This is a genomic window from Bradyrhizobium sp. S3.2.6 (assembly GCF_040546885.1).
Taxonomy (GTDB): Bacteria; Pseudomonadota; Alphaproteobacteria; order Rhizobiales; family Xanthobacteraceae; genus Bradyrhizobium; species Bradyrhizobium cytisi.
Genome location: NZ_JBEPOS010000028.1, coordinates 1 through 14,015, shown reverse-complemented (window position 1 = coordinate 14,015; position 14,015 = coordinate 1). Strand labels below are relative to the sequence as shown.

The following is a 14,015-nucleotide window of genomic DNA, read 5'->3' as shown; positions in this document are numbered from 1 at the left end:
ATTGAGGCGCCACGGCCGATGAAGATGGGCACAATTGCTTTCGCCGGGGCGCTATGATGGAGCGGCCGGCCGCCCGCGCCGATCCGCAAATTTTCGACGCCTTGCGATATTGCGCTCCGCCGCTCAGGCTGCTTCCGGCTTGTTTACGGTCTCGATGCGGTCAAGAGTCTTACCGAGTTCGCGCTTTGCGAGCTGCATATCATAGTCGTTCTGCAGGTTGAGCCAAAGCTGGGCGGTTGTCCCGAGCGCCTTAGCGAGCCGGAGCGCAGTGTCGGCAGTAATGCCGGTCTGTTCGCTGGCGATCCGCTCGATCCGGGTGCGAGGCAAGCCGCAGGCCTTGGCAAGAGCGCCCGCCGACATTTTCAGCGGAACCAGGAACTCCTCCCGCAGAACCTCACCTGGATGCATGGGCTTGAGCTTCTTGGCCATTGTCGCGTCCTCTTCTTCTAATGGTAATCTACAATTTCGACGTCCGCCGGGCCTTGCGCTGTCCAAACAAAGCACGCGCGGAATTGGTCGTTGATTCTGATTGAGTGTTGCCCCTTGCGATCGCCCGCCAATGCCTCAAGGCGGTTGCCAGGAGGCGATTTCAAGTCGCCCAAATCGCCCGCGGCGTTCAGGTAGCGCAGTTTCCGGCGCGCTACCTTGACCAGGTCGGCCGGAAAGCCCTTGGGACTTTCGCCATTGAAGACGGCCTCGGTGGTTTTGTCCCGGAAGCTTCTGATCACTCACAAGGTGTATCATTGGATGATACGCCTGTCAATATCAACGTATCAATCAATGATACGCGGCCTAGCCACAGCCTCGGCGCGGTAGCTGATCGTAGGAGCGGCAGCGCAGGAACGGCCGCTACGCGGGCCGTGGCGTGCCCTAGCGTAGAACGGCGCGCCACGGCAGACGAAGATGGGTGCTTCGCCGTCTGGCATGCGCTCCAAGCGGCGGCATGCTCGATCCTGTCGCGGGCGAGGATGCCTCGTGATATTGTACGTCCGGCAACCGTTGGGGGGATTGGCGCGATGAATGGAAGGATGTCAACGGATAATGGAGGGATCTCAGCGGAAGCTATTGATAGAAAGCTCAGATCAGAGAGGATCCTTCAAGCCGAGGGCGTACCTTTCTTTGCCGCATTACCCGTTATTGAGACCAAGGCTGAGGCGCTGAAACGATCTAAAGAAGAAGTCGCGCTACGCACTCTTTGTCTCCTTTTTGTTGCTGCAAAAGGCGAGGGACTTGAGGAAGAATTAGTCGAACGACTTCTAGAAACATACGAACTCCGGCCGCATCTGACTCCCAAGGAACTCGCGTTCGTGCTCGACAATTCCCCTTCGCAGCACGACCGGATTCAATTCACTTGGAGGCACGAAGCCGCCTGGACTCTGCTTTGGGCATTGGGCTTCGTGGCCCAGCTAGGCAAGCCAGATCAGATTTGCGACGTGGAATTCGCCGCGAAGACCATGGCCGAAAGGACGACATCTGAGTTTATCGACGACTCCGAACTTCGTCCGATCGCCGACATTCTTGATCAGGCCGATCTGATCTACAGGTACCACTGGGCTGTCAGAAACGCGCGTACTAAAGGACAGCAGGTACCCGCAGCTCTAGATCCTGGCGTGACGGCAGAAACACACCACGCTTTGAATTGGCTTATCGGATACGGCCAACAAACGTGGGATCATGTCACCACTCACACCTGACGCCACTGACGAGATTCAAACCTTCTCGAAGGATTGGACTGCGGCAAGGGACGCTTCGGCGTTGGGCTGTATCGACCCGCCCCGTGTGCGTCCGGTCGAGCTCCCCGACCTTGGGGGATCTCGCGATGATGATACATTACCCCTGTTTTGCCCGACGGGTCAACCGATCTTCGCAAAAGCCGAAATACACCGTGCCGGCGTCCCGGCTACTGTGCATGGGGTTGTTTTTCAGATTTTGAGCCGGATCAGATCGAGAAGCTGGTACCGCAGCCGCAGGACGCCGTCGCGTTGGGATTGTTGACGCGGAACGAGGCGCCGATCAGATCGTCGACGAAATCCACCTGCGAGCCCGCCAGGAACGGCTGCGAGGCGGAATCGACCAGCACCACCGCGTTCTCCTGCTTGATGACGAGATCGTCATCGGTGCGGTCGCGATCGATGTCGAACTTGTACTGGAACCCGGAGCAGCCACCGCCCTCGACGGAGATGCGCAGCATCGCGCCTGTGCCTTCGCCCTTGAGGATTTCTCCAATCCGGCGCGCGGCGCGGTCACTGATGGTCACGTCAGTCGTCATGGCTCGTCTCTCCGATAGGCCCGCAGTCGTACCAAATTCATTTGGCCAATTCATTTGGTATCCCGCGTCCGGCATAGTTAAGTGCAAGGATACGCAGAATCAAATGGATAGGGACTAAATTCGTCGTGTCCGTCGGAATGGCAGCCCCCCATGCGCCCTATGCCTGCGACCCCGATCGGAGCCGAGGCCGGCTGGTCGCCGAGCCCCCGAGCCGGACCAGGAGCCCGTTCCGGCGCGATTGCGACCGGGTGATCCATTCCACCGCGTTCCGCCGCCTCAAGTACAAGACCCAGGTGTTCGTGTTCCATGAGGGGGACCATTACCGTACCCGGCTGACCCATTCGCTGGAGGTGGCGCAGATCGCCCGCGCGCTGGCGCGCCAGCTTGGGCTGGACGAGGATCTCACGGAAACCCTGGCGCTCGCCCACGACCTCGGCCATCCGCCATTCGGCCATGCCGGCGAGCGGGCGCTGGATGCCTGCCTGAAGGATTTCGGCGGCTTCGACCACAACGCCCAAGCGCTCCGCGTCGTCGGCTCGCTGGAGCACCGCTATCCCGAGTTCGACGGGCTCAACCTGACCTGGGAGTCGCTCGAGGGCATCGTCAAGCACAACGGCCCGCTGACCGATCGCAGCGGCGCTCCGGTCGGGCGCTACCGCGAGCACGGCATTCCCGTCGGCATCGCCGACTATATCAAGTCCTACGATCTCGAGCTCTGGAGCTTCGCCTCGCTGGAGGCGCAGGTCGCGGCGATTGCCGACGACATTGCCTATGACGCCCACGATATCGACGACGGCCTGCGCGCCGGCCTGTTCCACCTCGATGATCTCAAGGTGATGCCGCTCACGGCGGAGATCATCGCCGAGACCTCGGCGCATTACCCTGACCTCGAAGACGTCAGGCGCGGGGCTGAGCTGGTGCGCGAGCTGATCTCGCATCTGATCGGCGCGGTGTTCGCGGAGGCGAAAAAGAACATCGCCGCGGTCAGCCCGCAATCGGCCCAGGACGTGCGCCAGCAGAGCCGGGCGCTGATCGCGTTCCCCGCCGAGGTCGCCGAGGAGGAGGCCGCCATCAAGCGATTTCTCTATGGACACATGTACCGCCACAAGCGGGTGGTGCGGGTGATGGCGGAGGCGGAACAGATCCTGTTCGACCTGTTCGCAAAATACCTGATATCGCCGGGCGACCTCCCGCCGGAATGGCTGATCGGGGCCGAGGCGGACGACGAGGGCGATCGGGCCCGCCGGATCGGCAATTTCATTGCCGGAATGACCGACCGTTTCGCCCTGACCGAGCACCAGCGGCTCTTTGACTCGACCCCGGATTTGCGTTAGGCGGCGGCCATGCCCGACACATCCTCAGCACCGCATTTGTTCGCCGACGTGCTCGCGCGCGTGCACGCCGCCTGCCGCGCGCTCGCGGCCGAAGCCAACTGGCCCGAGGGCATCGATTTCTCGCGCGTGGTGGTCGAGCCGCCGCGCGATGCGACCCACGGCGACATGGCGACCAACGCCGCCATGGTGCTTGCGAAAGAGGCAAAGGCAAAACCGCGTGATCTCGCTGAGCAGATCGCCGAGCGGCTGCGCGCCGACGCGCTGATCGCCAAGGTCGACGTCGCCGGTCCCGGCTTCATCAATCTGACGCTGATGCCTGCCGCCTGGGCCGAGGCGCTGCGGACGGTGCTGCGCGAGGGCGCCGATTACGGTCGCGTCCGCGGCGGATCCAAGGTCAATGTCGAATACGTCTCGGCCAATCCGACTGGGCCGATGCATGTCGGCCATTGCCGCGGCGCCGTGTTCGGCGACGCGCTGGCGAGCCTGCTCCAATTCGGTGGCCACGACGTCACGCGTGAATATTACATTAACGATGCCGGCGCGCAGGTCGACGTGCTCGCGCGCTCCGCCTTCTTGCGGTATCGCGAGGCGCTCGGCGAGAACATCGGCGCCATTCCGGAAGGCCTCTATCCGGGCGATTATCTGAAGCCGGTGGGTGTGGCGCTGGCCGAGGAGCATGGCGACAAGCTCCTCGCGATGAGCGAGGCGCAATGGCTGCCGACGGTACGGTCCAAGGCGATCGGGATGATGATGGACGAGATCAAGGACGATCTCGCCGCGCTCAATATCCGCCACGACGTGTTTTTCTCGGAGCGCTCGCTGATCGAGAGCGGCAATAACAAGGTTGCCGAGACCATCGACTTCCTGAAGGCCAAGGGCGACATCTATGAAGGCCGCCTGCCGCCGCCGAAGGGCGCGCCGGTCGAGGACTGGGAAGACCGCGAGCAGTTGCTCTTCAAGGCAACCGCCTACGGCGACGATGTCGATCGTCCGCTGATCAAGTCGGACAATTCCTACACCTACTTCGCCTCCGACATCGCCTACCACAAGAACAAGTTCGACCGCGGTTTTGCGGAGATGATCGACGTCTGGGGCGCCGATCATGGCGGCTACATCAAGCGCATGCAGGCGGCGGTGAAGGCGACGACCTCTGGCAAGGGCGCGCTCGACGTCAAGATCGTCCAGCTCGTGAAGTTGCTGCGCAACGGCGAGCCGGTGAAAATGTCCAAGCGGAGCGGGGACTTCGTCACTTTGCGTGAGGTGGTGGATGAAGTCGGCCAGGACGCCGTCCGCTTCATGATGCTCTACCGCAAGAACGACGCCGTGCTCGACTTCGACCTCGCCAAGGTCATGGAGCAGTCGCGCGACAACCCGGTGTTCTACGTCCAGTACGGCCACGCCCGCGGCCACTCGATCTTCCGCAACGCGCGGACGGAGGTGTTCCCGGAACTCCCGGGGGATGCCGACAAGCGGATCTCCTGGCTTGGTGAGTCCGCCGTGGAGCGGCTGTCCGACCCTGTTGAGCTCGACCTTCTCAAGCGCCTTGCAATTTATCCGAGGATGCTGGAAGCCGCCGCGGCGGCTCACGAGCCGCACCGTATTGCCTTTTATCTCTATGACTTAGCGAGCGAATTTCACGCACTTTGGACGAAGGGGCGCGATTTGCCCTATTTACGCTTCATTATCAATAATGATGCAGTTCTAACAAAGGCGCGGCTGGCCATGGTCCAGGGCGTCGTCTCTGTCCTGGCATCGGGCCTCGCCATCCTCGGCGTCCATGCTCCGGACGAGATGCGGTAGTTTGGGGCGAACTACTTAAGGGGAATATTGGGGGTACCGGCAGAAGCCGGATCGCTTAGACTTGGTTGAAAGCCTTGTGGGTCGAAAGCCGCGCCTTGGTCGAGGGGCGCGCGGCTTTCCCGAAGGGACGCATCATCACGATGGCCGATCGATATCACGACAGACCGTTTCCGTCCGACGACTATGGCCGCGGCGCCGACCAGCATGGGAAGGCGGAAAACGATCCCTTGGCTGAGCTCGCCCGCCTGATCGGGCAGACCGATCCGTTCGCAGCACAGGCCCGCCCAGGTGCGCGTCCGGCAGCTGCGCCGGCACAGACTTATCAGGACGAAGATTATTCGCAGGACGGCTATCGGCAGGAATATGCCGAGCAGGCTGCCCCGACTCAGCCGGGTCCGCCGTCATGGATGCGCCGCGCCAACGTGCAACCGCAGCCGGCGCCCGAGCCTGACTATCCCGTCGCGGTGAATCCCGTTCATCCGCTGCATCGCTATTCAGCCCAGCCGGCTGCGCCGGAGCCTGAGTTTCATCAGCCCCAGACCTATCAGGATCAGGCCTATCAGGATCAGGCTTACCAGCATCAGGCCTATCATCAGGATCAGGCCCAGGACCAAGCCTACGAGGCGTCATCCGAGCAGCCCGATTCGGCGCGTTACGATGATGCGCTCTACGGGCGGCTCGAGTCGGGTGAGCAGGATTTTCAGCGTGAGCCGGCCTATCCGGACGACCCTTACGCGTTCCAGAGCGACTATCCCGAGGCCGATCTCGACGAGCCCAGGAAATCGCGCGGCGGCATGATGACGGTCGCCGCGATCCTCGCGCTGGCCGTGGTCGGAACTGGTGCTGCCTTCGCCTACAAGACCTATATCGGATCGCCCCGCAGCGGCGAGCCGCCGATCATCAAGGCCGACAACACGCCGACCAAGATCGTGCCCGCGCCGTCGGACTCCTCGGCCAAGGTGCCGGACCGCATGGTGAGCGGCGACGGCAGCGAGAAGATCGTGCCGCGCGAGGAGGCGCCCGTCGACGTCATTGCCAAGGCGGCCGGTCCGCGCGTGGTGTTTCCGCCGCTGAACCAGAATGCGAACCCGCCGCCGGTTGCGAGCGTGTCGCCGTCCAACGTTCTGCCACCGAATGCCGGTCCGGTCCCGAGCAACGGGACGATGCCGAACAGTGCGCCACGCTCGGTCAAGACCGTGGCGGTGAAGGGTGACCAGACCGACAGCGCCACGCCGCAGGCCGCCGCATCGTCAGCCGCCAAGCCGGCCGCGACGCCGAAGCCGGTCGCTGCACCAGCCGCGCCGCGTACGCCGCCGACTTCGGCCAATGCCAGTGCCAACCAGCCACTCTCGCTGGCGCCGCAGGCTGCGCCGGCTGAACCGCCGCAGCGTATGGCCGCGACCAATCCGACCCAAATTGCACCCACGCCCAGCGGCGGTGGCGGCTTCGTCGTGCAGGTTTCCTCGCAGCAGAGCGAGGATAGCGCCGCCGCGTCCTACAGGGTGCTGCAGAGCAAGTATGGCAGCGTGCTCGGCGGCCGCTCGCCGGTCATCAAGCGCGTCGATCTGACCGATAAGGGCAAAGGTATCGTCTACCGCGCCTTCGCCGGACCGTATGGCTCGGCCGACGAGGCGGTGCAGGCCTGCAACAATCTGAAGTCGGCTGGCCTGCCGTCCTGCTTCGTCCAGAGGAATTAGCGGCCGTTTCCTTGACCCCCTACCGGGGCAGGGTTAATCGGCCCCATGAGCACGCGGGCCTTCAATACCGGCGTATCCGGAATGGAACTGACCGCCGCCGAGCTGGCGTTTGGCCGTGCCGAACGCCCACGGGATTTCATTCGCTTCAGGCGTAGCATCGAAATCTCGACGCAAGTCACGGTACTGCTTGAGGAATTGGTGGTTGCGGGCTTAACCGCGGCCAATCTCGGCAGTCTCAGCATTCCCGTGGATGGCGCCGCCGCCCCCGCCCATCCGGTGACGACTTCTGCGACAATGATTGCTCAAGTGATTCGCAGCGCAATTGGGTTCCAGGGTTTGTTAATGAGTAATGACGTGCCGATGAACGCGCCGGCGGGCGGAATCGCCGAGCGAATTCGCGCCATGTTCGCGGGCGGCTGCGACACGACGCTTCACAGCAATGACAATGCGGAACTGGACGCATTGACCGCAACCACGGCATCCGCATGACCGCAGAAATCCTATCGTTTGAAACCGGGCGGCCCGCAGAGCTGGCCGAGGGCGAGCCGGCGTTGGTGGTCGATGTCGAGGGCTATGAAGGCCCGCTCGATCTCCTGCTCGCGCTGGCGCGGCAGCAGAAGGTCGATCTCGCCAAGATCTCGATCCTGGCGCTGGCCGACCAGTACCTTCACTTCATCGAAGCTGCTCGAAAAATCCGCCTCGAGCTTGCCGCCGACTATCTCGTGATGGCCGCCTGGCTTGCCTTCCTGAAGTCGCGCCTGCTGCTGCCGGAGCCGCCGAGTGCGGAAGGTCCGAGCGCCGAGGAAATGGCGACCGCGCTCGCCAACCGTCTGCGCCGCCTGGAAGCCATTCGCGAAGCCGCCAACCGGCTGATGAACCGGCAGCAATTGCTGCGCGACATTTTTCCGCGCGGCGAGCCCGAGCAGATCGCCGAGATCCGGCATCCGAAATACACGGCGACGCTGTATGACCTGCTCACGGCCTATGCTTCACAGCGCCAGTCGCGCGTGCTGGCGAGCGTGCATCTGGCCAAGCGCACGGTGTGGTCGCTCGCCGAGGCGCGCGCCACGCTGGAGCGGCTGGTCGGCAGCATCACCGACCAGGATGACTGGGGCGTGCTCGACGACTTCCTGGTCCGCCACGTCGCCGATCCGACGCAACGCGCGACGGTGTTCGCCTCGAGCTTCGCCGCCGCGCTCGAGCTGGTGCGCGAAGGTCAGCTCGAGCTGAACCAGAAAGAGGCGTTTGCGCCCATCTATTTCCGGAAGGGGCGTCCTAAACCGGTTCCGGACGCAGCTCCTGCGCCCGATGCGCCGGTCGCTTAAGTGCAAGAAGGAGAATCTGCCATGGCAAGCCTGGCTGAAGTGCGGGTAGATGAGGCCGAGCCGATGGAGAACGAATCCCAGGCGCGTCCCGAAGAATTGCGGCTGCTGGAAGCGCTGCTGTTTGCTTCGAATGAACCACTGGATACGGCGACGCTGGCCAAGCGCATGCCCGAGGGCGTCGACATCAAGGCCGCGCTCGAGCAGCTCCAGGCCGACTACGCCTTGCGCGGCGTGAACCTCGTGCGGGTCGCCAACAAATGGACGTTCCGCACTGCCGGCGATCTCGCCTGGCTGATGACCCGCGAGAGCACCGAGACCCGCCGCCTGTCGCGTGCGGCCATCGAGGTTCTGGCGATCATCGCCTATCACCAGCCGGTGACGCGTGCCGAGATCGAGGAGATCCGCGGCGTCGTCACCTCCAAGGGCACGCTCGACGTGCTGCTGGAGACCGGCTGGATCAAGCCGCGCGGTCGTCGCAAGACGCCTGGCCGTCCTCTGACCTTCGGAACCACCGAGGACTTCCTCTCGCAGTTCACTCTGGAACAGCTCGGCGACCTGCCGGGTCTGGAGGAGCTGAAGGGTACGGGACTGCTGGATTCGCGGCTGCCGACCGGCTTCAGCGTCCCGACGCCGTCGGATGATCCTCAGCTGCGCGAGGACGAGGACCTCCTGGAACCGGGCGAGGACCTCGATCTGGCGCTGGCGCCTGCGGTCGAGCCCGAGACGCCGCCGGAAGGCGGCAATGAGGGCGGCGAAGGCGGGAACGAGGAGTGATCCTCCGGTCGCTCTACGGGCCGCCTGCGACCAGTTAACACTAGGCAAGATTACGTAGCGCCAACAGCGAATTGGCGCTGCCTTGGTCCTTGTTTTTGAGGCCTGCGAAGCCTAGGTTTCGGTGAAGATCGGCCGGGGGTCCCGGCGATGCGCGTTTGGAGGGTTGCAGGATGGGTTCACTTAGCATTTGGCACTGGATCTTGGTGATCGCAGTGGTCCTGCTGCTGTTCGGCCGTGGCAAGATTTCGGATCTGATGGGTGACGTGGCGCAGGGCATCAAGGCCTTCAAGAAGGGCATGCAGGACGACGACAAGGTCGCTGACAAGCCCGCCGAGCCGTCCAAGTCCATCGAGCACAATGCGGCGCCGACCGCGGCGCGATCCGACGTCGGCAGCAAGGCCGTCTGAGCCAGGAGCACGCGAGACACGGGTAGCGGCCCCGATCCTGCGCGTGAGGGATCAGGCCGATCGTGATTTCGTGTGAACGGAAGACGTCATGTTCGACATCGGGTGGAGTGAACTGGTTCTGATCGGGGTCGTGGCCCTGGTCGCCATCGGCCCGAAAGAGCTGCCGGGCGTGCTGCGCATGGTCGGTCAGTGGATGGGCAAGGCCCGCAAGATGGCCGCCGAATTCCAGGGCCAGTTTCAGGAAGCCATGCGCGAGGCCGAGATGGCCGACCTCAAGAAGAGCTTTGACGAGGTCAAGGAAGCCGCTTCCGGCTTCACCGGCGGCGGTCTGATGACCTCGCTGCAGAAGGACGTCAGCGACGCGCTGCGCGTCGATGCGCTCGACAAGCCGGCCGAGACCGCCACGACCACTGCTGTCGAACCGCCGGCGACTTCAAGTGAAGCGCCGGCGATTTCAAGTGAAACGCCGACGACACCAACGACACCCGAAGCCCCGACGCCTGAAACCTTCGTGGAGGCCGAGGCGCACGCGGCGGTCAACGAGCCGCTCGCGATCACGCGCGAGGTCGAGCCGCAGGCGACGGTAGAGCAAGACACCGCGCCCGAGGCGATCAAGGACGCCAAAGCGTCATGAGCGACGCCGAGATCGAGGCCAGCAAGGCCCCCTTGATGGACCATTTGATCGAGCTGCGCTCGCGGCTGATCAAGGCGCTGCTCGGATTCGGCGTGGCCTTCATCTTCTGCTTCTTCTTCGCCAAGCAGATCTACAACGTGCTGGTCTGGCCGTTCGTGTGGATCGCAGGCGCCGAGAACTCGAAATTCATCTACACGGCGCTGCTGGAATATTTCATCACCCAGCTCAAGCTCGCGCTGTTCGGTGCCGGCTTTATTTCCTTCCCGATCGTCGCGACGCAGATCTACAAATTCGTCGCGCCCGGCCTCTACAAGCACGAGAAGCAGGCGTTCTTGCCGTATCTGGTCGCGACGCCGTTCTTTTTCGTGCTCGGCGCGGCGCTGGTCTATTTCGTCGTGCTGCCGATGCTGGTGCGCTTCTCGCTCGGCATGCAGCAGGCCGGCAGCGACGAGACCGCGCAGATCCAGCTTCTGCCCAAGGTCGGCGAATATCTCTCGCTGATGATGTCGCTGATCTTCGCCTTCGGTATCGCCTTCCAGCTTCCGGTGATCCTGACGCTGCTCGGGCGGATCGGCATCATCACGTCAAAGATGCTGCGCGAGAAGCGCCGCTATTTCATCGTCGTCGCCTTCATCATCGCGGCCGTGCTGACGCCGCCTGATGTGCTTAGCCAGTGCTCGCTGGCGATTCCGCTACTGGCGCTCTACGAGGGCTCGATCATTGCGGTCTCGATGGTGGAGAAGAAGGCGGCCGCCTCGCAGGCCACGACCGGCACCGACGTGTCGACGCCGCCGAATCCGGCCGAGTAGGGCGCCTCTGTGTCATTCCCCGCGAAAGCGGGGAATCCAGTACGCCGCGGCCTCTCGGAGAATCACCCCTGTCTCTGGAATACTGGATCGCCCGCTTTCGCCGGCGATGACGCCTGTGGTAGTGGGAAGCGCTGTGCACCCCGCCAACACGCGCTTCGGCCATTGCACGCTGATTCAGGACCACCGCCATGCACGACATCAAATCGATCCGCGACAATCCGCAAGCCTTCGACGCCGGTCTCGCCCGGCGGGGCCTGAAGCCGCTATCGGCGTCGCTGCTCGCGATCGACGAGCGGCGGCGGGCGTCGATCCTGGCTTCCGAGCAGGCACAGGCGCGGCGCAATGCGGCCTCGAAGGAGATCGGCGACGCCAAGAAGGCGAAGGACGATGCGCGTGCGGCCAAGCTGATGGCTGAGGTCGCCGAGCTCAAGACCACGATGCCGCAGCTCGAGGCTGCCGCGAAAACGGCCGACGATGAGCTGACCAAAGAGCTGTCCGCGATCCCGAACATTCCGTTCGATGAAGTGCCCGATGGGGTCGACGAGCACGGCAACGTCCAGCACCACGTGTTCGGTGCCAGGCGCAACTATGGTTTTGCGCCGAAGCTGCACGACGATCTCGGCACCGCGCTCGGCTACATGGATTTCGAGGCGGCGGCAAAACTCTCCGGCGCGCGCTTCGTCGTGCTGAAGAAGGGCCTCGCGCGCCTTGAACGCGCGATCGGGCAGTTCATGCTCGACCTGCACACGAATGAGCACGGCTACACCGAGATCAACCCGCCGCTCTTGGTGCGCAACGAGGTGATGTTCGGCACCGGGCAATTGCCGAAATTCGAGGATGACCAGTTTTGGGCGATCAAGGGCGAGCTGCTCGCTTCGCCCGATCATGAGCGGCTGAAGACCGAGCGTCTCGGCCTGATCCCGACGGCGGAAGTCTCGCTCACCAACCTCGTCCGCGAATCCATCCTCGACGAGAAGCAACTACCAATGCGGCTGACTGCGCTGACGCCGTGTTTTCGCGCGGAGGCGGGTGCCGCAGGGCGTGATACACGCGGCATGATCCGCCAGCACCAGTTCACCAAGGTCGAGCTGGTCTCGATCACGACGCCTGAAACCAGCAAGGACGAGTTGGAGCGGATGCTGTCCTGCGCCGAGCAGGTGTTGCAGAAGCTCGACCTGCACTATCGCGTCATGACGCTCTGCGCAGGGGATATGGGTTTCTCGTCGCAAAAAACCTATGACATCGAAGTCTGGATGCCCGGGCAGGGCGACGGCGGCATGTTCCGTGAGATCTCGAGCTGCTCGGTCTGCGGCGATTTCCAGGCGCGGCGCATGGATGCGCGTTCGCGCGGCCCGGACGGCAAGCCGCGCTTCGTGCACACGCTGAACGGCTCCGGTACGGCGGTCGGCCGCGCGCTGATCGCCGTCATGGAGACTTATCAGCAGGAGGACGGCTCGATCGCCGTTCCCAGCGTGCTTCAGCCCTATATGGGCGGGTTGAAAGTGGTCGCGCGCGAATAATTCTCGTTGCCCGCCTGAAACGCAGAAACGTTTGGTTGCGAAGATCGGGCGGCCGGTTATCCTGCCGGCCATCCGTCAACGCGAACCGACCGTCCATGGCCTTGCACCGCGACATCTTCTGGGTCGGCCGACAATGGGCGGTGACCGGTTCCGGTATCCAGGCCGTCGACCAGCGCTTGCGTGGCGTGCTGGACATCGACATCGCGCGGCTCTGGGACGACACGCATGTGCAAAGCCGGCGCGCCAAGCCGGGCGTCAATGTCGAGGATTTTGACACGGCGGTAACGGTAGCGCGTGAGCGCTTTCCAGAGACGCCCGTGTCGGCTCCATTCGTTGCGCAGCTGAAGGCGCTCGGTGTGATCGAGACACCCGTCGTCAGCCCTGTCGTGCCGGCGATGCAGCTGCGCGCGGAGGGCAAGCTTGCGCGCTTCCTGCCGCAATGGCGCGTCCGGCGTTAATTGCGCCCGGCGTTAATAATGCGTCGGGCCTGGATACCGGTTTGCCTGATCCGCCATAGCGGGATAAGACGGCCTGACCCAGCTCAGGAATCGACCACCGGCATGCGTATTCTCTGCACCAATGACGACGGCATCCACGCTCCCGGCCTCAAGGTCGTGGAGGAGATCGCGCGCGCGCTGTCCGACGACGTCTGGGTGGTCGCGCCCGAGCTCGACCAGTCCGGCGTGTCGCATTCGCTGTCGTTGAACGATCCGCTGCGCCTGCGCGACGTCGGGCCGCGGCACTTCGCGGTGCGCGGCACGCCGACCGACTGCGTCATCATGGGCGCGCGCCACATCCTCGGCGCCAAGCTGCCCGATGTCGTGCTCTCCGGCGTCAACAAGGGCCGCAACGTTGCCGAGGACGTGGTCTATTCCGGCACCATCGCCGGTGCGCTCGAAGGCACCATCCTGGGGATCCCGTCATTCGCGCTATCGCAGGAGTTCAGCGTCGAGACGCGCGAGCGGCCGCCGTGGGACACCGCGCGCAAATTCGGTCCCGACATCCTGCGCAAGGTGATCAAGGCCGGCATCCCGAAGGACACCGTCATCAACGTCAACTTCCCGTCCTGCGCGCCGGAGGATGTGCTCGGCATTCGCGTCACGCGGCAGGGCAAGCGCAATCTCGGCTTCCTCAGGATCGACGAGCGCAGGGACGGCCGCAACAATCCTTATTTCTGGATTGGCTTCGAACGTGCCGCGATGATGGACATGCCGGCCGAAGGCACCGATCTCGCGGCGCTGCGCGAGCGCTATGTCTCGGTCACGCCACTGCGGCTCGATCGCACCAATGAAGCGTTTTCCGAAGAGCTGAGCGCGACGCTAAAGTGAAGATGATTTGGAAGTAGAAGCTAGCTAGAGCGTTAGCCGATCAGGTTGCAAGTACCCTGCGGCCACGAAGTAGTTTGTGGATTCTGCGGGCGTGTAGGTGTCGACGATGCGACCAATA

The 14,015-nt window shown here is 63.5% G+C and carries 15 protein-coding genes and 1 pseudogene; 13 read left to right on the top strand and 3 right to left on the bottom strand.

All coding sequences use genetic code 11. From position 1 onward, the window contains the following. Positions 1–123: 123 nt before the first annotated feature. Both ABID58_RS32610 and ABID58_RS32605 read right to left on the bottom strand, forming a co-directional pair. Positions 124–429: a HigA family addiction module antitoxin gene (locus ABID58_RS32610; protein WP_148753762.1), complete on the bottom strand. Its 306-nt coding sequence runs from the start codon at positions 427–429 to the stop codon at positions 124–126. 17 nt (positions 430–446) lie between these two features. Beyond that, the gene (locus ABID58_RS32605) at positions 447–728 is read right to left on the bottom strand and encodes a type II toxin-antitoxin system RelE/ParE family toxin (RefSeq protein WP_354036978.1); all 282 of its coding nucleotides are present in this window, start codon (positions 726–728) and stop codon (positions 447–449) included. A gap of 300 nt (positions 729–1,028) precedes the next feature. Between ABID58_RS32605 and ABID58_RS32600 the strand changes: the two genes are divergently transcribed. Further along, positions 1,029–1,694: a DUF4272 domain-containing protein gene (locus tag ABID58_RS32600; RefSeq protein WP_354036977.1), complete on the top strand. Its 666-nt coding sequence runs from the start codon at positions 1,029–1,031 to the stop codon at positions 1,692–1,694. Between the two features lie 245 nt (positions 1,695–1,939). Here ABID58_RS32600 and erpA read toward each other — a convergent pair whose 3' ends face one another. Further along, positions 1,940–2,269 carry an iron-sulfur cluster insertion protein ErpA gene (erpA, locus tag ABID58_RS32595; RefSeq protein WP_354036976.1) on the bottom strand — a complete coding sequence of 110 codons (330 nt, stop codon included), beginning with the start codon at positions 2,267–2,269 and terminating at the stop codon, positions 1,940–1,942. A gap of 125 nt (positions 2,270–2,394) precedes the next feature. Here erpA and ABID58_RS32590 point away from each other — a divergent pair, with 125 nt between their 5' ends. The 12 genes and pseudogenes from ABID58_RS32590 to surE all read left to right on the top strand — a co-directional run bounded on the left by ABID58_RS32590 (position 2,395) and on the right by surE (position 13,897). Continuing rightward, complete coding sequence (locus ABID58_RS32590; RefSeq protein WP_354036975.1) at positions 2,395–3,603, top strand: deoxyguanosinetriphosphate triphosphohydrolase; 1,209 nt, start codon at positions 2,395–2,397, stop codon at positions 3,601–3,603. Positions 3,604–3,612: 9 nt separating this feature from the next. Beyond that, complete coding sequence (argS, locus tag ABID58_RS32585; protein ID WP_354036974.1) at positions 3,613–5,403, top strand: arginine--tRNA ligase; 1,791 nt, start codon at positions 3,613–3,615, stop codon at positions 5,401–5,403. 140 nt (positions 5,404–5,543) lie between these two features. Continuing rightward, complete coding sequence (locus ABID58_RS32580) at positions 5,544–7,100, top strand: SPOR domain-containing protein (RefSeq protein ID WP_354037046.1); 1,557 nt, start codon at positions 5,544–5,546, stop codon at positions 7,098–7,100. 246 nt (positions 7,101–7,346) lie between these two features. Beyond that, positions 7,347–7,577 (top strand): annotated as a pseudogene (locus tag ABID58_RS37430) (beta-hexosaminidase); the annotation flags it as partial. An 8-nt stretch (positions 7,578–7,585) separates the two neighbouring features. After that, complete coding sequence (locus tag ABID58_RS32570; protein ID WP_148753768.1) at positions 7,586–8,425, top strand: segregation and condensation protein A; 840 nt, start codon at positions 7,586–7,588, stop codon at positions 8,423–8,425. 21 nt (positions 8,426–8,446) lie between these two features. After that, positions 8,447–9,199 carry an SMC-Scp complex subunit ScpB gene (scpB, locus tag ABID58_RS32565; RefSeq protein ID WP_354036972.1) on the top strand — a complete coding sequence of 251 codons (753 nt, stop codon included), beginning with the start codon at positions 8,447–8,449 and terminating at the stop codon, positions 9,197–9,199. 170 nt (positions 9,200–9,369) lie between these two features. Beyond that, positions 9,370–9,606: a twin-arginine translocase TatA/TatE family subunit gene (locus ABID58_RS32560; RefSeq protein WP_092028685.1), complete on the top strand. Its 237-nt coding sequence runs from the start codon at positions 9,370–9,372 to the stop codon at positions 9,604–9,606. An 88-nt stretch (positions 9,607–9,694) separates the two neighbouring features. Further along, a complete protein-coding gene (gene tatB / locus ABID58_RS32555) occupies positions 9,695–10,240 on the top strand; it encodes a Sec-independent protein translocase protein TatB (protein WP_354036971.1) in 546 nt (181 codons plus the stop codon). Continuing rightward, positions 10,237–11,049, top strand: a complete 813-nt coding sequence (tatC, locus tag ABID58_RS32550) for a twin-arginine translocase subunit TatC (RefSeq protein WP_148753771.1) — start codon at positions 10,237–10,239, stop codon at positions 11,047–11,049. The genes tatB and tatC overlap by 4 nt, the downstream gene beginning before the upstream one ends. A gap of 188 nt (positions 11,050–11,237) precedes the next feature. Beyond that, positions 11,238–12,569 (top strand): serine--tRNA ligase, encoded by a 1,332-nt coding sequence (serS, locus tag ABID58_RS32545; RefSeq protein WP_354036969.1) that lies wholly within the window; start codon positions 11,238–11,240, stop codon positions 12,567–12,569. Positions 12,570–12,664: 95 nt separating this feature from the next. Next, positions 12,665–13,027 (top strand): hypothetical protein, encoded by a 363-nt coding sequence (locus tag ABID58_RS32540; RefSeq protein WP_354036967.1) that lies wholly within the window; start codon positions 12,665–12,667, stop codon positions 13,025–13,027. A 102-nt stretch (positions 13,028–13,129) separates the two neighbouring features. Further along, complete coding sequence (surE, locus tag ABID58_RS32535) at positions 13,130–13,897, top strand: 5'/3'-nucleotidase SurE (protein ID WP_354036966.1); 768 nt, start codon at positions 13,130–13,132, stop codon at positions 13,895–13,897. Positions 13,898–14,015 lie beyond the last annotated feature (118 nt).